General features: G+C 71.8%; 19 protein-coding genes and 1 other RNA gene. 2 read left to right on the plus strand and 18 right to left on the minus strand.

The genetic code is table 11. The features are described 5' to 3' along the window. From ACLFRB_RS06275 to ACLFRB_RS06360, 18 genes are all read right to left on the minus strand, one after another. A partial coding sequence (locus ACLFRB_RS06275; protein WP_411068188.1) for a glycosyltransferase occupies positions 1-228 on the minus strand: 228 nt, incomplete at its 3' end. A gap of 53 nt (positions 229-281) precedes the next feature. Further along, positions 282-1,451 carry a putative lipid II flippase FtsW gene (gene ftsW, locus ACLFRB_RS06280; protein ID WP_411068153.1) on the minus strand — a complete coding sequence of 390 codons (1,170 nt, stop codon included), beginning with the start codon at positions 1,449-1,451 and terminating at the stop codon, positions 282-284. Beyond that, positions 1,438-2,859: a UDP-N-acetylmuramoyl-L-alanine--D-glutamate ligase gene (gene murD, locus ACLFRB_RS06285; protein ID WP_411068154.1), complete on the minus strand. Its 1,422-nt coding sequence runs from the start codon at positions 2,857-2,859 to the stop codon at positions 1,438-1,440. Before murD ends, ftsW begins: the two co-directional genes overlap by 14 nt. 16 nt (positions 2,860-2,875) lie before the next feature. Next, positions 2,876-3,958, minus strand: coding sequence for a phospho-N-acetylmuramoyl-pentapeptide-transferase (mraY, locus tag ACLFRB_RS06290; RefSeq protein ID WP_411068155.1), 1,083 nt, complete (start codon positions 3,956-3,958; stop codon positions 2,876-2,878). Next, a complete protein-coding gene (locus tag ACLFRB_RS06295) occupies positions 3,959-5,296 on the minus strand; it encodes a UDP-N-acetylmuramoyl-tripeptide--D-alanyl-D-alanine ligase (protein ID WP_411068156.1) in 1,338 nt (445 codons plus the stop codon). Next, on the minus strand, positions 5,280-6,740 hold the full coding sequence (locus ACLFRB_RS06300) for a UDP-N-acetylmuramoyl-L-alanyl-D-glutamate--2,6-diaminopimelate ligase (protein WP_411068157.1): 1,461 nt from the start codon (positions 6,738-6,740) through the stop codon (positions 5,280-5,282). The genes ACLFRB_RS06295 and ACLFRB_RS06300 overlap by 17 nt, the downstream gene beginning before the upstream one ends. Beyond that, complete coding sequence (locus tag ACLFRB_RS06305) at positions 6,737-8,467, minus strand: peptidoglycan D,D-transpeptidase FtsI family protein (RefSeq protein ID WP_411068158.1); 1,731 nt, start codon at positions 8,465-8,467, stop codon at positions 6,737-6,739. The genes ACLFRB_RS06300 and ACLFRB_RS06305 overlap by 4 nt, the downstream gene beginning before the upstream one ends. Beyond that, entirely contained in the window at positions 8,464-8,730 is a 267-nt protein-coding gene (gene ftsL / locus ACLFRB_RS06310; RefSeq protein ID WP_411068159.1) for a cell division protein FtsL, read from the minus strand. The genes ACLFRB_RS06305 and ftsL overlap by 4 nt, the downstream gene beginning before the upstream one ends. Then, complete coding sequence (gene rsmH, locus ACLFRB_RS06315; protein ID WP_411068160.1) at positions 8,727-9,671, minus strand: 16S rRNA (cytosine(1402)-N(4))-methyltransferase RsmH; 945 nt, start codon at positions 9,669-9,671, stop codon at positions 8,727-8,729. Before rsmH ends, ftsL begins: the two co-directional genes overlap by 4 nt. A 35-nt stretch (positions 9,672-9,706) precedes the next feature. Further along, positions 9,707-10,150: a division/cell wall cluster transcriptional repressor MraZ gene (gene mraZ / locus ACLFRB_RS06320; protein ID WP_411068161.1), complete on the minus strand. Its 444-nt coding sequence runs from the start codon at positions 10,148-10,150 to the stop codon at positions 9,707-9,709. 182 nt (positions 10,151-10,332) lie between these two features. Further along, positions 10,333-10,697, minus strand: an RNA gene (gene rnpB / locus ACLFRB_RS06325) — RNase P RNA component class A. A gap of 30 nt (positions 10,698-10,727) precedes the next feature. After that, entirely contained in the window at positions 10,728-11,171 is a 444-nt protein-coding gene (locus ACLFRB_RS06330) for a ClpXP protease specificity-enhancing factor SspB (RefSeq protein WP_411068162.1), read from the minus strand. A gap of 116 nt (positions 11,172-11,287) precedes the next feature. Continuing rightward, positions 11,288-12,310, minus strand: a complete 1,023-nt coding sequence (locus ACLFRB_RS06335; protein WP_411068163.1) for an NAD(P)H-dependent glycerol-3-phosphate dehydrogenase — start codon at positions 12,308-12,310, stop codon at positions 11,288-11,290. A gap of 2 nt (positions 12,311-12,312) precedes the next feature. Then, positions 12,313-12,765 carry an SH3 domain-containing protein gene (locus ACLFRB_RS06340; protein WP_411068164.1) on the minus strand — a complete coding sequence of 151 codons (453 nt, stop codon included), beginning with the start codon at positions 12,763-12,765 and terminating at the stop codon, positions 12,313-12,315. 2 nt (positions 12,766-12,767) lie between these two features. After that, on the minus strand, positions 12,768-13,235 hold the full coding sequence (gene secB, locus ACLFRB_RS06345; RefSeq protein WP_411068165.1) for a protein-export chaperone SecB: 468 nt from the start codon (positions 13,233-13,235) through the stop codon (positions 12,768-12,770). A gap of 60 nt (positions 13,236-13,295) precedes the next feature. Further along, entirely contained in the window at positions 13,296-13,568 is a 273-nt protein-coding gene (grxC, locus tag ACLFRB_RS06350) for a glutaredoxin 3 (protein WP_411068166.1), read from the minus strand. A gap of 19 nt (positions 13,569-13,587) precedes the next feature. Next, complete coding sequence (locus ACLFRB_RS06355) at positions 13,588-14,007, minus strand: rhodanese-like domain-containing protein (RefSeq protein ID WP_411068167.1); 420 nt, start codon at positions 14,005-14,007, stop codon at positions 13,588-13,590. Between the two features lie 26 nt (positions 14,008-14,033). Beyond that, positions 14,034-15,080, minus strand: coding sequence for a complex I NDUFA9 subunit family protein (locus ACLFRB_RS06360; RefSeq protein WP_411068168.1), 1,047 nt, complete (start codon positions 15,078-15,080; stop codon positions 14,034-14,036). A 232-nt stretch (positions 15,081-15,312) separates the two neighbouring features. Here ACLFRB_RS06360 and ACLFRB_RS06365 point away from each other — a divergent pair, with 232 nt between their 5' ends. After that, the gene (locus ACLFRB_RS06365; RefSeq protein WP_411068189.1) at positions 15,313-16,671 is read left to right on the plus strand and encodes an NAD-dependent succinate-semialdehyde dehydrogenase; all 1,359 of its coding nucleotides are present in this window, start codon (positions 15,313-15,315) and stop codon (positions 16,669-16,671) included. Positions 16,672-16,789: 118 nt separating this feature from the next. After that, positions 16,790-18,850 carry a thioredoxin domain-containing protein gene (locus ACLFRB_RS06370; RefSeq protein WP_411068169.1) on the plus strand — a complete coding sequence of 687 codons (2,061 nt, stop codon included), beginning with the start codon at positions 16,790-16,792 and terminating at the stop codon, positions 18,848-18,850. The last annotated feature ends 83 nt before the right edge of the window (positions 18,851-18,933 follow it).

Genomic DNA, 18,933 nt, shown 5'->3' on the forward strand with positions numbered 1-18,933 from the left:
GCCCAAGGCCCAGGGCAGCGCCGCCCAGCGCCGCCAGCCGCTGCCCCGCAGGCCGCGCATCTCCAGGCGGTGCAGGGGATACCCCGCGGCGGGAACGGCCCGGGCCTCCACCCCGGAGCCGGTCCCCAGGAAATGTACCTCCACGCCCCGCTGGCTCAGCTCGTCGGCCACCGCCAGGGCGGGGAAGACGTGGCCCCCGGTGCCGCCCGCGGCGATGACCACCCGCACCGGGCCCTGCCCTTTGCGGGCCGCCTCGGGGCGAAGGGTGCCGCGCGGACCCGTCACGCCGCCACCCCCGCTACTCGCCGGGGAGCGGCCCGGCCACGCCCCGTTGCACGACCCGGCCGATGGAGATCGATGGAGGCCAGGATGCCGAGTGCGGCCAGGGTGGCCACCAGGCTGGAGCCCCCGTAGCTCACCAGCGGCAGGGTCAGCCCCTTGGTGGGGAGCAGACCCAGATTGACCCCCATGTGGGCGAGGGCCTGGAAGCCCAGGAGGAAGGTAATGCCCTGGGCCACCAGGCGCTCATAGGCGTCCCCGGCCCGTTCGGCGATGATGAAGCCGCGCCGCACCACCACCCCATAGAGGGCCAGCAGCGTAAGCGTCCCCACCAGACCCAGCTCCTCGCCCACCACGGCGAACATGAAGTCGGTATGCGGCTCGGGGAGGTAGAACAGCTTCTGAATGCCGTCCCCTAGACCCACGCCGCCGTACTCGCCACGCCCGAAGGCGATCAGGGACTGGCGCAGCTGGAACCCCGAATCCAGAGGATCCGTCCAGGGGTCCAGGAAGGCCGCCACCCGCTGGTAGCGGTAGTCGCTCCCGAACACCGCCCAGGCCGCGAAGGGCAGCGCGCTCAGGGCGGCCGCCAGCAGGTGGCGCAGTCGGATCCCCCCGAGAAAGCCCATGACCAGCCCCGTACCCACCACCAGGGCGGCGGCGCCGAAGTCCGGCTCCAGCAGCAGCAGGGCCGCCGCCAGCCCCGCGATCACCAGGATGGGCAGGAGGCCGTGGACGAAGGTGGCCAGCCGCGCCTCCCCCTTGCGCACCAGATAGCTGCCAAGATAGAGGATGAAGGCCACCTTGAACGGCTCCGAGACCTGGACCCGGGCGACTCCCAAGTCCAGCCAACGTGCGGCCCCCGCCACCCGCTCCCCCACGCCGGGAATCAGAACGAGCACCAAGGAGATCAACCCCGCCAGCAGCACGATGGGGGCCACCCGCCGCCACGTCTCCGGCGGCGTGAGAGCGCACCCGGCTCCCACCGACAGGCCCATCAGGATGTAGGCCAGCTGCCGACCCACCACCTGGAAGGAGCTGCCCACCTGTTCCGTGGCCAATGGCGCCGAGGCGGAATAGACCATCACCAGCCCCAGGCCGAGCAGGGCGGCCACCGCCCCGAGCAGGGGAGGGTCGGGAAGGCGCCGCCACTGGCTCTCAGCGGAAGGCATGGCTCTCCCCCAGGGCCGTCACCGCCCGCCGGAAGTCCTCGCCGCGGGCCGCGAAGCCGGAATACTGGTCGAAGCTGGTGCAGCCCGGCGACAGCACCACCGTGTCCCCCGCCGCCGCCACCGTGGCGGCCCGCCGGACGGCCGCGTGCAGGTCGGCGGCCTGGTGAACCGGGGCGGCGCCGTCCACAGCGGCGGCGATCTCCCCGGCGGCCTCCCCGATCAGCACCGCCTCCTGGCAGCGCTCCGCCAGCAGCGGACGCAGGACCGTGAAATCCCCGCCCTTGTTGATGCCGCCGGCGATCCACACCCAGCGCCCCGGCAGCCCCTCCAGGGCGGAGGCCACGGCCCCCACGTTGGTGCCCTTGGAATCGTTCACGTAGCGGACCCCGTCCACCGTGGCCACCAGCTCCATGCGGTGGGGCAGGCCGCGGAACCCCCGCATGGCCCCCGCCAGGGCCTCGGTTTCCAGGCCGGCGGCCCGTCCGGCGGCGAGGGCGGCCAGGGCGTTCTGACGGTTGGGAGCGCCCACCAGGGGCCATTCGGCCTCCGGCAGCACCGGCTCGGGCCCATCGGGGCCGCCCAGGGCCAGCCACGGGCCGTCGGCCCGCTCCACCCGCCCGGCCCCACCGGGGGCCGGCGCCCCGGCGCCGAACCAGCCCCGCCGCACCTGGGCCGGCACCTCCTGCGCCCGCTTCCGCACCTCCGGGTCGTCGGCGTTCAGCACGGCGGTGTCGCCCTCGCCCATGTTGCGAAACAGGCCGAGCTTGGCGTCGAAATAGGCCGCCTCGTCCGGGTACCGATCCAGGTGGTCGGCGCTCAGGTTCAGCAGCACGGCCACCCGCGGCCGGAAGCGGTCCAGGCCCTCGGCCTGGAAGCTGGAGATCTCCAGCACGTAGGCCTCGGGCGCCGGACCGTCCAGGAGGTCCAGGGCCGGGGTTCCCAGATTCCCGCCCACGCGCACCGGGCGGCCCGCGGCCTCGAACATGGCCCCCACCAGGGTGGTCACGGTGCTCTTGCCGTTGGAGCCGGTAATGGCCACCACGGGGGCCTCCGCGTAGCGGCCGAACAGCTCCACGTCCCCGATCACCGGCACCCCCGCCGCCCGGGCCCGCTCCAGGGCCCCCTCGGTCAGGGGCACGCCGGGGCTGGCCACCACCAGGTCCTGGGCCGCCAGGAGGTCGCCATCGAGGCCGCCCAGGGCCAGCCCCCCGGCCAGGGCCTCCTGGAGATCCAGGCCGTCCAGCCCCGCGGGGTTCCGGCGGCTGTCGGTGAGCGCCACCCGGGCGCCCGCCGCCCGCAGGAAGCGCACCACGCTCCGCCCCGTGCTGCCGGCCCCCACCACGGCCACGCGCCGCCCGGCCAGGTCGGCGCGGGCGGCGGCGGGGATCGAGCGGGCTTCGGCGGTCATGACGATCTCGCGCTCCCTAACGGATCTTCAGCGTGGACAAGGCCACCAGGACCAGGATCACCGTGATGATCCAGAACCGCACCACGATGCGCGGCTCCGGCCAGCCCTGCAGCTCGAAGTGGTGGTGCAGCGGCGCCATGCGGAACACCCGCCGGCCGGTGAGCTTGTAGGAGGCCACCTGGATCATCACCGACAGGGTCTCCACCACGAAGATGCCGGCCATGATGACCAGCTCGATCTCCTGGCGGGCCACCACCGCCATGAGGCCCAGCGCGGCGCCCAGGGCCAGGGCCCCAACGTCGCCCATAAACACCTGGGCCGGGTAGGCGTTGAACCACAGGAAGCCCAGCCCGCCGCCGATCAGGGCGCCGCAGATCACGGCCATCTCCCCCGCCCCGTCCACATGGGGGATCTGCAGGTACTCGGCGAACCCCACGTGGCCCGTGACGTAGGCGAAGATCCCCAGGCCGAAAGCGATCATCAGGGCCGGGAAGATGGCCAGTCCGTCCAGGCCGTCGGTGAGGTTCACCGCGTTGGAGGTCCCCACCACCACGAGCACGGTCAGCGGGATGTAGACGATCCCCAGGGGGATCAGGGCGTCCTTGATGAAGGGCAGCGCCAGGGCCGTGTCCACAGGGGCGTCGGCCAGGTTGTACATGTACACGGCGGCCACCGTGGCCACCAGGAGCTGGCCCCACATCTTGTTGCCCGCCCCGATGCCCCGGGGGTCCTGCTTGGCCAGCTTGAGGTAGTCGTCCACCAGGCCGATCGCCCCATAGGCCGCCGTGGCCAGCAGCACCACCCACACATAGCGGTTGCTCAGATCCGCCCACAGCACCGTGGGCACCACCAGGGCCACCAGGATCAGGGTCCCCCCCATGGTGGGCGTCCCCGCCTTGGGCAGGTGGCTCTCCGGACCCTCCTCCCGCACGGTCTGGCCGATGTTGTAGCGGCTCAGCCGGGCGATCATCCACGGCCCGACCAGGAAGGAGAGGATCAGCGCCGTGAGCGTCGCCGCGATGGTGCGGAAGGTGATGAATTGGAACAGGGAGAAGCCGGGCAGGTCTCCCCATTGCTCGAACAGCAGGTGATACAGCACCTAGTCGTCCCCCCCCAGGCGGGCCACCAGCCGCTCCAGCCGCATGGTCCGCGATCCCTTTACCAGCACCCGATCCCCGCTCGCCGCCTCGCTCTCCAGCGCCGCCGCGGCCTCCTCCCAGTCGGCGGCGCTGCGCGCCCCGGCGCCGAAGCCCCGCACCGCCTCCCCGGCCAGGGCACCGACCCCGATGAGCGCATCCACGCCGAGGGCCCGGGCCTGCTCCCCGGCCCGGTGGTGGAGCTCGGCCCCGGAAGGGCCCAGCTCCCCCATGTCCCCCAGGACCAGCCAGGTACGGCCCGGGCCTTCGGCGAGCACCTCCAGGGCCGCCTCCAGGGAGGTGGGGTTGGCGTTGTACGTGTCGTCCAGGACGGTAAGACCCGCCCGCCCCCGGCCCACACGCAACCGTCCTTCCACGGGGGCCACCGTTTCGAGGCCGCGGGCCACATCCGCCGCCGGGATGCCCAGGGCGGCGGCCGCGGCGGCCGCGGCCAGGGCGTTGTGCGCGTTGTGGCGACCCGGCAGGGCCAGGCGGGCCTCCGCCTCGCCACCGGGCAGGCGCAGCCACAGCCGCCCGCCGTCGCCCTCCGGCGCCCATTCGCCCCGCACCTCCGCCGGGGCCTCCATGCCGAAGCGCAGCACCGACCCGGGTGCCGCGCGCGCCCACTGCTCGCCGAAGGGCGAGTCGGCGTTCAGAACCGCCACCCCTTCCCGGCCCAGACCCTCCAGCAGGCGGCCCTTCTCCGCCGCCACCCGCTCCAGGGAGCCCAGACCCTCCAGGTGGGCGGCGGCGGCGTTGGTGATAATTGCCACGTCCGGCGCGATGGCCGCGGCCAGGCGGTCCATCTCGCCGGGCCGGTTGATGCCCGCCTCCACCACCCCGTAGCGGTGCTCCGGCCCCAGGCCGAACAGGGTCAGGGGCACGCCCACCGTGTTGTTCCAGTTTCCCGGCGTCGCGTGGCTCCGGCCTCCGGCGGCGCCCAGCACCGCCGCCAGCATCTCCTTGACCGTGGTCTTGCCGCAGGAGCCCGTCACCGCCACCACCGAGGCCGGCAGGCTGCGCCGCCAACCGGCCGCCAGGTCCAGCAGGCCCTGGGCGGTGTCGGACACCTCCACCCGGGGCAGGCCGGCCGTATCGGCGCCCCGCTCCACCACGGCCGCCGCGGCACTCGCCTCGCGGGCGGCGCCGAGGTGGTCGTGGCCGTCGAAGCGCTCCCCGCGCAGGGCCACGAACAGGGCCCCGGGCCGGAGGCGCCGGGTGTCGGTATCCACCGCCGAGACCACGGCCTCGCCGTGGCGCCGGCCACCGGTCCATTCCGCCACCTCAGCCAGGGTCATCATGGCTCGCAACCTCCCGGGAGCCGGCCAGCCAGCGGCGCACCGCCTCCCGGTCGCTGAAGGGGACACAACGGTCGGCCAGCACCTGCTCCCGCTCGTGGCCCTTGCCAGCGATCACCACCGCATCCTCCGGCCCGGCGGCCCCCAGGGCGTGCTCGATGGCCGCGCCGCGGTCCGGGACGACCACCGGCTCGATGTCCTTCATCCCGGCCCGGATCGCCGCGAGGATCCCCTCGGGGTCCTCACCGCGCGGGTTGTCCGAGGTGAGCACCACGCTATCGCAGAGGCGCGCCGCCACCGCGCCCATGGCCGGCCGCTTCTCCGTGTCGCGCTCCCCGCCGCAGCCGAAGACGCACCACAGGGCGCCCTGGGTGAGCTCGCGGGCCCCCTCCAGGGTGCGCTCCAGGGCGTCGGCGGTATGGGCGTAGTCCACCCAGACCCGGGCCCCGCGGGGCGTCGTGCCGAGGTTTTCCATGCGGCCGGGCACGGGGGGCACGGCCGACAGGCGCCGTCCCACCTCGGCGGGCTCCAGCCCCAGGGCGAGGCCGGCGGCCACCGCCGCGAGCAGGTTGGCCCGGTTCACCCGGCCCACCAGCGCGGAGCGCACTGCCACCTCGCCCCGGGGGGTGGCGGCGCGCAGGCGGATCCCGTCGGGACCGCACTCCGCCTGTTCCATGCGCACGTCCCCCGCCTCCAGGCCGTACCGCCACAGATGGACCCCTGGAGCCACGCCCCCCGCGAAATCGGCAGCGGCGGGGTCCTCCGCGTTGATTACGGCGAAGTCCAGCTCCGGCCGCTCCAGCAAGCGCCGCTTGGCCGCCCCGTAGGTTGCCAGATCCCCGTGGTAGTCCAGGTGCTCCGGCGTCAGATTGGTCCAGACGGCCCCGACCAGAGCCGTCCCGGCGAGCCGTTCCTGGTCGAGGGCGTGGGAGCTGGCCTCCATGGCCACCCCCGTCACCCCCTCGGCACGCAGGCGGCTCAGGCGCGCCTGCAGGGTTACGGCATCCGGGGTGGTCTCCCCCGAAGGGTGCAAGCCGGTGGGCCGCCCCCAGCCGAGGGTGCCGACCACCGCCCCGTCGTCGAACAGGGCCGCCAGCAGCCAGGCCAGAGTGGTCTTGCCGTTGGTCCCCGTCACGCCCACCACCGGAAGCTCCCGCGACGGGTGGCTCGCCAAGCGCGCCGCCGCCTCCCCCAGGAGCCGCCGGGCCTCGGGATGAACCGCCAGCGGCGTCTCCGGCGGCAGATCCACGGCCCGCTCCGCCACCACGCCCATCGCCCCCGCGGCGATGGCCTCGCCAATGTAGTCGTGGCCGTCGGCGGCCGTTCCCCTGAGGGCAAAGAACAGGGTGCCGGGGCGCACCGTGCGGCTATCGGCCGCCACTGCTTCCACCGGGCGCCACCCGGCGCCCTCGCACACCGCCTCGGGCAGGAGTTGTTCCCACCTCATGAAGCAGGCCCCTTCGCTTCGGCCGACTCCCCGTTGCCGCGGGCCTGCCGTAGCGCGGGCGGCGGCCCACCCTCCTCCTCGGTGGGTCGGGGCGGATGCTGCCGCAGGCGCAGCCCTTGGGCGATGATGCGGCGGAAGGCGGGGGCAGCCACCTCCCCGCCGTAGTGCTCTTCCCGGGGCTCATCCACCATCACCACGGCCACCAGGCCGGGGCCGCTGACGGGGGCAAAGCCGGCGAAGGCGGACAGGTACTTTTCCTCCGCGTAGCCGTCCTCGTCCGGCTTCTGCGCGGTTCCGGTCTTGCCCGCCACCCGGTATCCCTCCAGAGCGGCGCGCTTGCCCGTTCCCTCCGGACCAACAACCAGATTCAGCATCTCTGCCATTTCCTCCGCCGTTTCCCGGCTGAGGACCCGCTTGCCCGGAACCATCTCATCGGGACCCACCCGCCGCAGGGTGAGCGGCAGGCGCACCCCACCGTTGGCCAGCACCGCGTAGGCGCGCGCCACCTGGAGGGCGCTTGCGGTCATGCCGTGGCCGAAGCCGGTTGTGGCCCGCTCGAAGCGGTTCCATTGGTAGGGAGCGCGAAGCACCCCGCTGGCCTCCCCCGGGAACCCCGTCCCGGGACGTTCCCCGAAACCGAAGCCCCGCAGGTGGCCCCACAGCTGCTGGCTGTCCTGATCCAGAGCGATCTTGGCGGCGCAGATGTTGCTCGATTTCTGGATCACCTCCTGTACCGAGACCTCGCCCATGGGATGGGCATCGTGGATGGCGTGGCCCCCAACGCGCATCAGTCCGTTCTCGCAGAACACCTCGGTATCCGGTTGTACCTGGCCTTCCTCCAAGGCGGAGGCCACTGTGAACGGCTTGAGGATGGATCCCGGCTCCAAGGCGTCGGTGACGGCCCGGTTGCGGCGCGTCCCGGCCCGGCCCTGCCCACCGCGGCGATTGGGATTGTACGAGGGGACGTTGGCCAGCGCGAGCACCTCCCCGGTTTGAGGGTCCACCACCACCGCCATGCCGGCCTTGGCCTCGTACCGGGCCACCGCCTCCTTGAGGGCCTGGTAGGTCACGTACTGGAGTCGGCTATCCAGGCTGAGGCGCAGGTCGTCCCCCCGGCGAACGGGCTTCTCCACCCGCAGGGTGCGCATATCCCGCCCCAGGGCGTCCCGCTCGACCAACCGTTGGCCGGGGGTGCCACTCAGGGTCTGGTTGTAGGCCAGCTCCACCCCCTCCAGGCCGGTTCCATCCACGCCGGCGAACCCTACCACATGGGCCGCCACCTCACCCGTGGGGTAATAGCGGCGGTATTCCTGCCCCGTGCCTATGCCGTTGATGCCGAGGGCCTGCACTGCTTCGGCCACACTCGGCGGAACCTGCCGCCGCAGATAGACAAAGGGGGTACTCCGCTCCAGCCGCTCGCGCAGCACCCGGAGCTCCAGGCCCAGGGTCCGGGCCAGCCGCTCCAGCTCGTCCCGCCCTGCGCCCATCTCCGGCGGGGCCGCGTACACCGACTTCACGGGCGTGCTCACCGCCAGCGGAGCGCCGTTCCGGTCCAGGATCGCACCGCGGATGGCGGGCACCCGGACCTTGTGGAGCGCCTGCTGGCGTGCCTTATCTTGCAGGTCGGGTGCACGCACCACCTGCACCCGGAACAGCTGGACGGTGATGCCCAGAAATCCCGTCAGAAGCAGGAAATATGCGAACCGTCCCCGCCAGGCGAGCTTCATGGCTGAAAGTCCCAGATCTCCCCGGGATCGGGGGTATGCATGTCGTGCCGCTCGCGCGCCAGCTCCTCCACCCGGCTGCGGGCCCCGAGGGCGGCCCGCTCCAGCTGCAGCCGCCCCCATTCCGTTTCCAGCGCCCGAACCCGGTCGCGGTGCTCCTGGATGGTGAGGTCCAGCCGCCGGGCTTCCTCGCGGACCCAGACCACGGCCACCGCATTCACCAGAACCAGGACCACCAGGACCGCCACCGCCCCTGCCTGCCTCACGCCGCCAACCGCTCCGCCACCCGAGCAATGGCGCTCCGGGCGCGGGGATTCGCGTCCCGCTCCTCGGCCCCGGGACGCAGAGGCTTGCCCACCGGACGCAGACGCGCCACCTTATCGCAACGGCATACCGGGAAGTCGGGTGGACAGACGCACTCCCGGGCCTCCTCGCGGATGAACCGCTTCACCATGCGGTCTTCCAGGGAATGGAAGGCGATCACCACCAGCCTTCCGCCCGGCCGCAGCACCTCCACCGCCGCCTCGAGGAAGGCCGCCAGCTCGCCCAGCTCGTCGTTTACGGCCATCCGCACCGCCTGAAAGGTGCGAGTGGCCTTGTCCTTGCCCGGCTCGCCGCGCCCCGGGACCGCCGCCCGGACCACTTCGGCGAGGTCGCCGGTGGTGGCCAGGGCGTCCCGCTCCCGGGCCGCCAGGATGGCGTGCGCCACCCGCCGGGCGTGGCGCTCCTCGCCGTACTCCCGCAGGACCCGTTCCAGCTCCCCGGGGCTCACCTCCCGCAGCCATTCGGCGGCGCTGCGGCCCGTTCCTGGGTCCATCCGCATGTCCAAAGGGCCTTCCTCGCGGAAGCTGAAGCCCCGGCCGGCGTCGTCCAGCTGCGGCGAGGAAACCCCCAGATCGGCCAGGATCCCGTCCACGCCCCCGGACCAGCCCGCCTCCTTCACCGCCTGGCCAATCCGGGAGAAGGGGTGGCGGAGGATTCGGAAGCGGGGGTCGGATTCGAATGCGGCACGGCCGTGGGCGACGGCCTCCGGGTCCCGATCCAGGGCCAGCAGCGCCCCCGTGTCGCCGAGCCTGTCCAGGATCAGCCGCGCGTGGCCGCCCCGACCGTAGGTGGCGTCCACCAGGCGACGGCCCGGCCCCGGACGGAGGGCGTCCACCGCCGCCTCCGCCAGGACCGGGAGATGCTGTCTCCCTTCCGCCGCCATCACCCCATGCCGCCTCCATACCCGGCCGGACCCGCCTACAGGCCCAGCTCCGCCAGGACCTCCATGGCGCCTTCCATGGAGTCCAGGCACTGCTGTTGCTGCTGGGACCACTGCTCCTGGTCCCAGATCTCGAACTTCTTGATCTGGCCCGCCACCACCACCTCGCGCTGTAGCCCCGCGAAGCTCCGCAGGGTCTGCGGCAGGAGGATGCGCCCCTGGCGGTCCAGCTCGCATTCCACGGCGTTGCCCACCAGGAAGCGCTCCAACTGGCGCACCTCCCGGCGCAGCATGGACATCTCCCCGAGGCGGGACTCGATGCTCTCCCATTCCGGGAAGGGATAGGCGGCCAGACAGCGGTCCGGATCGACCGTCACCACGACCTGTCCGTGGCTGTTTGCCTCCAGCAGCTCTCTATAACGGGACGGAATGGACAAACGCCCCTTCTCGTCCATCGTATGCTCGAAGGCTCCACGGAACATTGTCCCACCCTACCCCACTGCATCCCACTCTGTCCCCCTTTTGCGAACTCTAGTAAGGGCCTACCCCCCCGTCAAGGAAATTCCCTGGCGGCCAGGGACATACGAATCCGCCATCGAAAAAAACAAAAAAGCCCGCCATGGGGCGGGCTTGGGACCTTCCGGTCGTTCCAGCAATGAATAAGAATCGGGGTGGGCCGATAAGCCGGGTTCTGTCCCCGCCGTCCAGAGGGCGGCGGGTGGGAGCCATTCATCTGGGACGGCCGTTGCCGACCGCCTCGAGCAGCCTACCCGGGAGCGGCGCGGGCCACGCCCATGCTCCCCTATTCGGCCTTGCTCCGGGTGGGGTTTACCGTGCCGCCGCCGTTGCCGACGACGCGGTGCGCTCTTACCGCACCCTTTCACCCTTACCCCGCCCCGTGAGGGCGAGGCGGTTTGCTTTCTGTGGCACTTTCCCGGGGTTACCCCCGCCGGGCGTTACCCGGCACCCTGCCCTGTGGAGCCCGGACTTTCCTCCCGCCTTGCGGCGAGCGGCTCCCTGGCCCACCCCGATCGGATTGGTTGGGACGGACGGGCCGTCCTACTTGATGACCTTCAAATGGCCGGTGCGCTTGCCTTCCCGGCCGGTGTCCTTGGAGGTGTCCTCCTCCGCTTGCTCGGTGTCCGCGGAAGTCACCTCGACTTCGTCCTCGCTGTCCGCGTTTTCCTGGACGGGGAACAGCCAGGCCAGCACCGCCGCCTGTTGGTCGGGATCGAACACCTGGACCACCGCCGACCAGGGGACGGCGCAGTTGAAGGGGCGCCCCCCAAAGCGAGTGCTTACCTCCACGCCCCATTCGTTGACCACTGGCACCTGGGTGGCCATGTTCAACGCCAAGGTGCAGCTGTCCCGGTCCAGGTACTCCGCGGGCAGGGCAGAGACCTCCTCGCCCACCGAGGGGACCACGTGGACAAAGCACCGCCCCTGGCGCTCCAGGAGCGCTTCCACCATCAGACGTTTCATCTCGGCGATCTTGTCCGCCATCTCTCCCTCCGGCCGAAGTGCGCCCGCGCGCCCCGCGATGGGGGCGGAGACGCGGCGGGCCTGGATATTGGGCTCGCACCCTCGCTGGAAGTTCCGCGTCCGCCGCGGCAGGGGGCTCAGGCTTGACCATCCCGGGCGCTAAGCGGCTGCTCCGTCTTGGGGCTGCGGTGCATCAGGCTGTGCAGGGCCTGCCGCGGGTCCTCCCCCTCGTACAGGACGCGGTAGACCTCCTCGGTGATGGGCATCTCCACGCCGAGCTCGCGGGCCTTGGCGTGCAGCGCCCGGGCGGCCCGCACCCCTTCGGCCCGGCGCCACAGGGCAACGGGCACGCGCTCCACCGCGGTGCCCCGGCCCAGGGTTTCACCCAGCTGATGGTTGCGGGACAGGGGTCCGGTGCAGGTGAGCACCAGATCCCCCAGCCCCGTGAGGCCGGCGAAGGTCTCCGCCCGGCCGCCCCAGGCCACCCCCAGCCGGCTCATCTCCGCAAGCCCCCGGGTAATGAGGGCCGCGCGGGCGTTGTAGCCGAGGCCCATGCCGTCGGCGATGCCGGCGGCGATGGCGATGACGTTCTTGACCGCACCCCCCAGCTCCACCCCCACCGGGTCGTCGCTGGTGTAGACCCGCACGGGGTCGCAGCGGAACCAGGCGGCCAGAACCTCAGCGCGGTCGAGGTCGGGCTGGGCCACGGTGATGGCGGTGGGCAGGCCCCGCCCCACCTCCTCGGCGAAGCTGGGCCCCGAGAGAACGGCCCAGCCGGCGGCGTGCTCGCCCAGCACCTCCGCCATTACCTCGTGGGCGAGCTTGCCCGAGCCCTCCTCCAGGCCCTTGGTGGCGCAGACCACCCAGGACTCGGGGTCCGCGTGGCCGGCCACCGCCGTCGTCACCTCGCGCAGGACCGCGCTGGGCACCGCCAGCACGAGGCGCCGGCAGCCCGCCACCGACGCCATGTCGGCGGTGACCGTCACCTCGTCGGGGAAGGGGACCCCGGGCAGGTAGTCCGGGTTCTCCCGGGCGTCCTGCATGGCCGCCGCCCGCTCGGGGCTCCGGTCCCAGAGGAGGACCCGGAAGCCGCAGCGGGCTAGGTGGATGGCCAGGGCGGTGCCCCAGGCGCCCGCCCCCAGGACGGCGGCCCGCTCCATGCTCAGTCCCCCCACACCAGGGCGGCGTACACCCAGCCCTTCTCGCCGTCGGCGTGCTGGACGTGCACCCAGTCGTCCCGCTTGCCGAGGTAACGGAGCACCACATGCTGCTCCGCCTGGAAGACGATGTCGCGGCTCGTGTCCGGTCCCTCGCGGACGTTCACCAATTGCTTGGTCACCAGGACCGTGCGGCGGTCGGACAGCAGGCGCTCGGCCACCCAGGCCACGTCCCCCTCGTAGTCCTCCACGCGGGCCCAGCCGTTCCGGGTATCCAGGATGCGTACGGGATACCCGTAGCTGACCACCCACTGCCGCGGATGCTCGGCCCCGGGGCCGGCCCGCAGGTTCGCCTTGCCCGCGTCGATGGACTTGAAGGTCTCGGCGGCCGCGCCGCTTCCCAGGAGCAGGCCGAGGACCGCCAGGACCGCAACGCCACCGGTGCGCCCCTTGGCCACGGTCAGTGCTCCCCGGCTTCCCCCGCCTGCTGCTGACGGGACTGCTCGTAGAGGGCCTGGAAGTTCACCGGGTCCAGGAGGAGCTGCTGGAACCCGCCGTGGGTCACCATGTTGGAGATGGCCTCCCGGACATAGGGGAACAGGATGGTGGGGCAGTTGATTCCCATGAGCTGCTCGAGCTGGTCATCGGGTACTCCGGTTATCCGAAACAGCCCCGCCTGCTGCACCTCGGCGATGAAGACCGTCTTGTCTTCGTGAGTGGAGCGCACGGTCACCGTGAGCACCGACTCCACATGGCCCTTGTCGCTGACCACCCGGCCCTGGGTCCCCAGCTCCACGTTCACCTGGGGCTGACCCTGCCAGGTGAACACCTCCGGCCCGTTCGGGGACTCGAAGGACAGGTCCTTGACGTACACCCGCTCCAAGGCGAATACCGGCTGCTCCCCCGAGGCGCCCTGCTCTTCACTCATACCCGCTCCCGTCGTCCGCGCGTGACCGTTCTCCACCATGCCGGGCCCCAGGGAGGCCCACTACTCCTCCGCGGCGGCCTCCGCCAGCAGGGGATCAAGCCCCCCCTTCTGGTCGAGGGCCTTCAGCTCGTCGAAGCCGCCGATATGCTGACCGTTGATGAAGATCTGCGGCACCGTGCGCCGGCCCCCGGAGCGTTCCAGCATACGGGCGCGCTCCTCGGTATGGACGTCCACCAGGGTCTTCTCCGGCTCCACGCCCTTGGACCGCAGGAGGGCGTCGGCCATGCTGCAGTAGGGGCAGATCCTGGTGGCGTACATCTCGACTCGTGCCATGTTCGTCCTTCCTCGGGGATCACTTCTCAAGCGGCATGCCGGCCTGTTGCCAGGCCATGGTGCCGCCGCTGAGGTTGTAGACGGACGTAAACCCGGCCTTCCGGAGGCGCAGGGCCGCGCTGGCCGACCGGTTCCCGGACCGGCAGGCCATTACCAGGGGGGTTCCGGCCTGCTTGTACCGCTCCAGCTCCGAAAGCCGGTCCTGGAGCTGGCCCAGCGGCACATGCACCGCGTTGGGGATGTGCCCCTGCTGCCATTCCCGGTCCTCGCGGACGTCCACCACCTGGGCGCCCTCCTGATTGACCAGGCGGACCGCCTCGGCCGGATCCACGGAACGGACGCCGGTGAGCCACATGGTGATGGGGCCCTTGAACATGACCCCGGCCAGCACCACCAGGCCGGCCAACAGAAGCCAATTGTCCTGCAGGAATTCTACCATTCATCCCTCCCCAGACGGGCGCGGGCTCACTGATCCCGCCGGGCGGCGGCGCGATATTTGTACAGATCGTCCATGGAGCGGTTCCGGCCACCGATGTAGGTGGGTACCACCGCCTCCACGGGCTGTGGGTCGATCCCGAAGATCTCCGGGAAGGGCCCGTCGCAGACGTTGTCCTCGCCAAGGCTCAGGAGCTGGTCCCGGGTCAGGGGCTTCCCGGGAACCCGCTCCAGGAAGGCGGCCTGCACCCAGGCCAGCCAGTCCGGCATGGACCACACCCGCCGGTTGACGCCCTCCAGTTCGGCGATGAAGCGGATGAGGTCGGCGAAGGCGTACTCGTGGGGCCCGCACAGCTGGTAGGTCTGCCCGTGGGTGCGCGGGTCGCCGAGGGCCTTGGCGTAGGCCTCGGCCACATCCTCCACCCAGACCGGGGCGAAGCGGGTCTCCCCCTTGGGCAGGGGGAACACGAGCGGCGTCCGCCGCACCAGCTTGGCGAAGCGGGTAAAGAAGCTGTCGCCCTCCCCGAAGATGATGCTCGGCTCGAAGATGGTGACGTCCAGGCCCTCGCCGCGGGTGATCTTGGGGCCGTTCAGCCAAGATTCCGGCAGGTCTTCGCTGCGCTCGCCGGCCTCCCGCATGATCCGGGCGCCCAGGCCCTTGGAGCGCTGGTACTGGCTGGGGGCCAGGGGGTCGGCCCCGTTGGCGCTCATGTGCAGCACCCGGCGGATCCCGGCCCGCTTGGCGGCCTTGGCCACCATGCGGGGCAGCTCCACGTGGGTGGCGTGGAAATCGCCGCGCCGCTCCGGGGGATAGTCCCTGCGCCCGGGCCGCTTCTCGGCCAGGATGCCCACGAGGTTGATGACGGCGTCCACGTCCCGGAAGTGCCGGTCCAGGTCGGCCGGGCGCAGGGGATTGCCCGCCACCACCTCCACGCCGGGCATGACCCGCATGTCCTGGTGGCGGGCGATATCGCGGGTGACCACCCGGGCCTCATAGCCGTGTTTGTGGAGACGGTGGACCACGTGGCGGCCCACGAACCCACTGCCGCCCAGCACACAGACCCGCTTGATGCTCATCCGTTTCTCCCCAGGCTTTCTATGCTTAAAACTGTGGTCGGGCCCCGTCCGTCAGCCTGGAGCCCTTCGGGAGGGCATAGGGAAGGCCCCGTCACCCGCGCGGAAACGGGGCCCTTTATCCCTTGCTTGAAGGGAGTTTATTCTCAAATGGGGCCTGCCTCCCGTCAAGGAGGCTCGGCGGGCGCCGCCCTCCGCCCCGCAATCCTACACAGCAGGAGCGGCAACCATGGTGATGGAATCGATCAATCCGGCCACCGGGGAAGTCCTGGAGGTCTTCGAGGAGCTCACGGACCAGCAGCTGGAGACGGCCCTAGAGGCCAGCCGGGAGGGCTTCTTCACCTGGGCCGCCACCACCTTCTCCCAACGGCGCAAGGTGCTGCAAGGCGCCGCCGCCCTGCTTCGCCAGAACACGGAGGAGTACGCCGAGCTCATTACCCGCGAGATGGGCAAGCCCATCAAGGAGGCGCGGGGCGAGGTGGAGAAATGCGCCTGGGTGTGCGATTACTACGCCGAGCAGGGCGAGCGCTTCCTGGCCTCGGAGCCCATCGACACGGACGCCAGCCGCAGCTACGTCCGCTACGCCCCGCTGGGTCCGGTCCTGGCGGTGATGCCCTGGAACTTCCCTTTCTGGCAGGTGTTCCGTGCCGCCGCCCCCACCCTGATCGCGGGCAACGCGGTGCTGCTCAAGCACGCCTCCAACGTTCCCGCCTGCGCAGCCGCCATCGAGGGGATCCTGGCGGAGGCCGGCCTGCCCCGGGGCACCTTCCAGAACCTGGCCATCGGCTCCGGGCGAGTGGAGGCGGTCATCAACGATCCCCGGGTGCGGGCCGTCACCCTCACCGGCAGCGAGACGGCGGGGCGCAAGGTGGCCGCCACCGCCGGGGCGGCCATCAAGAAGACCGTCCTGGAGCTGGGCGGCTCCGACCCCTTCCTGGTGCTAGAGGATGCCGACCTGGACGAGGCCGCGCGGGTGGCGGCCACCGCCCGCAACATCAACAGCGGCCAGAGCTGCATCGCCGCCAAGCGCTTCATCGTCGCCGAGCGGGTGGCCGACGATTTCCTGGACCGCTTCCGGGCGCACCTGGAAAAGCTGGACCTGGGCGATCCCACCGACCCCGAGACGGACATCGGTCCCCAGGCCCGCCACGATCTGCGCGACACCCTGCACCGGCAGGTCCGGGACAGCGTCCAGGCCGGTGCCCACCTGCTGATGGGCGGCGAGATGCCCCCCGGCAAGGGGTACTACTACCCGGTCACCCTCCTCGACGGGGTCGCCGAGGGCATGCCCGTGGCCGACGAGGAGACCTTTGGCCCGGTGGCCCCGGTCTTCCGCGTGGCCACCGAGGAGGCGGCGGTGGCCCTGGCCAATCGCAGCCGCTACGGGCTGGGCGGCGCCGTGTGGTCCGCGGACCGGGAGCGCGCCGAGGCCGTGGGCCAGCGGCTGGAGGTGGGGTGCGTGTTCGTCAACGGCATGGTGAAAAGCGACCCCCGCCTGCCCTTCGGCGGGATCAAGGCCTCCGGCTACGGCCGCGAGCTCGGCCAGCAGGGCATCCGCGAGTTCACCAACGTCCAGAGCGTCTGGATCGGCTGACCCGCCGCGGTTCGCACGGCCCCCGCCTGCCGGTGCCCGACGGAGGGTGCCGCCTTCCCAGAAACCCGACCATTTTGGTAGATTTTACCTCCCACCACCCGCAGCGCAGGAGGCGGCCATGGCCGGCGACGTGCTCACCGAGAACCGCCTCGGGGCCTGCTCCAGCCCCTACCTGCAGCAGCACGCCGATAACCCGGTGGCCTGGCAGCCCTGGGACGGGGCCGCCCTGCGGCTGGCGCGGGACCTGGACCGGCCGATCCTGCTCTCCATCGGCTACTCCGCCTGCCATTGGTGCCACGTCATGGCCCATGAGTCCTTCGAGGACCCCGGGCTGGCGGAGCGCATGAACCGCCTGTTCGTGCCCATCAAGGTGGACCGCGAGGAGCGCCCCGACCTGGATCAGATCTACCAGCTCGCCCACCAGCTCATGAACGGCCGGGGCGGTGGGTGGCCGCTTACCGCCTTCCTGACCCCCGACCAGCGGCCCTTCTTCATCGCCACCTACTTCCCTCCGGAGCCCCGGTACGGCATGCCGGGCTTCGGCGAGGTGCTGGAGAAGGTGGCGGAAGCCTACCGCGACAACGGCGAGGCCGTCGCGCGGAACGGCGAGGCGGTGGTGGAGGGCCTCGACCGGATCGCCCCCGCCGGGGCGGAGCCCCTCGACGGCCAAGTGGTGGACCGGCTCCGCGGCGACCTGGACGGCGACTACGACGCCCGGCACGGCGGCTGGGGCGGGCACCCCAAGTTCCCCCACGCCGGAGAGGTGGCCTTCTGCCTGCGGCGGGAGGCCCTGGACGGCGACGCCCCGGCGGGGGAGATGGCCCGGCACAGCCTGCGGGCCATGGTGGACAGCGGCCTCTACGACCACCTGGGCGGCGGGTTCTTCCGCTACTGCGTGGACGCCGACTGGACCATCCCCCACTTCGAGAAGATGCTCTACGACAACGCCCGGCTCCTCGGCGTGCTGGCCGACGCCCACGCCCGCACCGGGGAACCGCGCTACGCCGAGGCCATCGGCGAGACGGTGGGCTGGCTGGATCGGGAGATGCGCCATCCCGAAGGGGCCTTCTACGCCACCCTGGACGCCGACAGCGAGGGGGTGGAGGGGGGCTACTACCTCTGGGACTACGAGGAGGTATCCGGGCTCCTGGAGGAGGCGGAGCTGGCGGTGGCCACCCGCGTCTACGGTCTGTGCCGGGCCGGCAACTTCGAGGGCAAAAACCACCTGAAGCGGGTCCGCGAGCCGGAGGAGGCGGCCGCGGAGCTTGGGATGGACCCGACCGAAGCCCGCCAGCTCCTGGCCAACGCCCGCGAGCGGCTGTTCACGGCCCGGCAGGACCGGACCTATCCCGGCCGCGACGAAAAGGTCCTCACCGCCTGGAACGGCCTGCTCATTGGCGGGCTCGCCCGCGCCGCCCGGGCCACCGGCGAGGCCCGCTACGCCGACCTGGCCCGCGCCGCCGTGGACTTCCTCCGCGGGCGGCCGTGGGACGGGGATCGCCTGCTCGCCGTGCACAAGGACGGCGTTTCGCACCAGCCGGGCTATCTGGAGGACCACGCCTTCCTGCTGACCGGCCTCCTGGAGCTGCTCCAGGCGAGCTGGCGCGACGACGACCTGGCCTTCGCCCGCGAGCTGGCCGACGCCCTGCTGGAGCGTTTCGAAGACGCCGACGAAGGCGGCTTCTTCATGACGGCCCACGACCACGAGGCCCTGATCCACCGCCCCAAGCCGGGGCTCGACCAGTCCCTGCCCTCCGGCAACGGCGCCGCAGCCCAGGGCCTGCTGGAGCTGGGCCACCTGCTCGGGGAGCCGCGCTACCTGGGCGCCGCGGAGCGGGCCTTGCGCCTATTCATGCCGGAGATGAAGGCCCATCCGGGGGCCTACGTGGCGCTGATCACGGCCCTGGAGGACGCCGTCCAGCCGCCCACCCTGGTGACCATCCGGGGAGACGGCGCGGCCGCCGAATGGCAGCAAGCGGCGCAAGCGGGCCTCCACCCCCGGCGCCGGGTCTACCGCATTCCCGACGACGCCGCGCTGCCGGAGGGCCTGGCGGAGCGCACCAACCGGAACGAAGTTACCGCTTACATCTGCCGCGGCACCGAGTGCTCCGCCCCCATCACGGAGCGCTCGGCCTTCGAGGCGGCCCTGGCGGAGGGGCCGGAGCCTCCCGCCGGCTAACCGCGGAGGCGCAGGGGGCACGGAGACCCAACCAACCGCCCTTCCTTTCCTCCGTTACGCGGTGTCGGTTCGCCGCCGCTGTC

Source organism: Thiohalorhabdus sp., from assembly GCF_046545655.1.
Classification (GTDB): Bacteria; Pseudomonadota; Gammaproteobacteria; order Thiohalorhabdales; family Thiohalorhabdaceae; genus Thiohalorhabdus.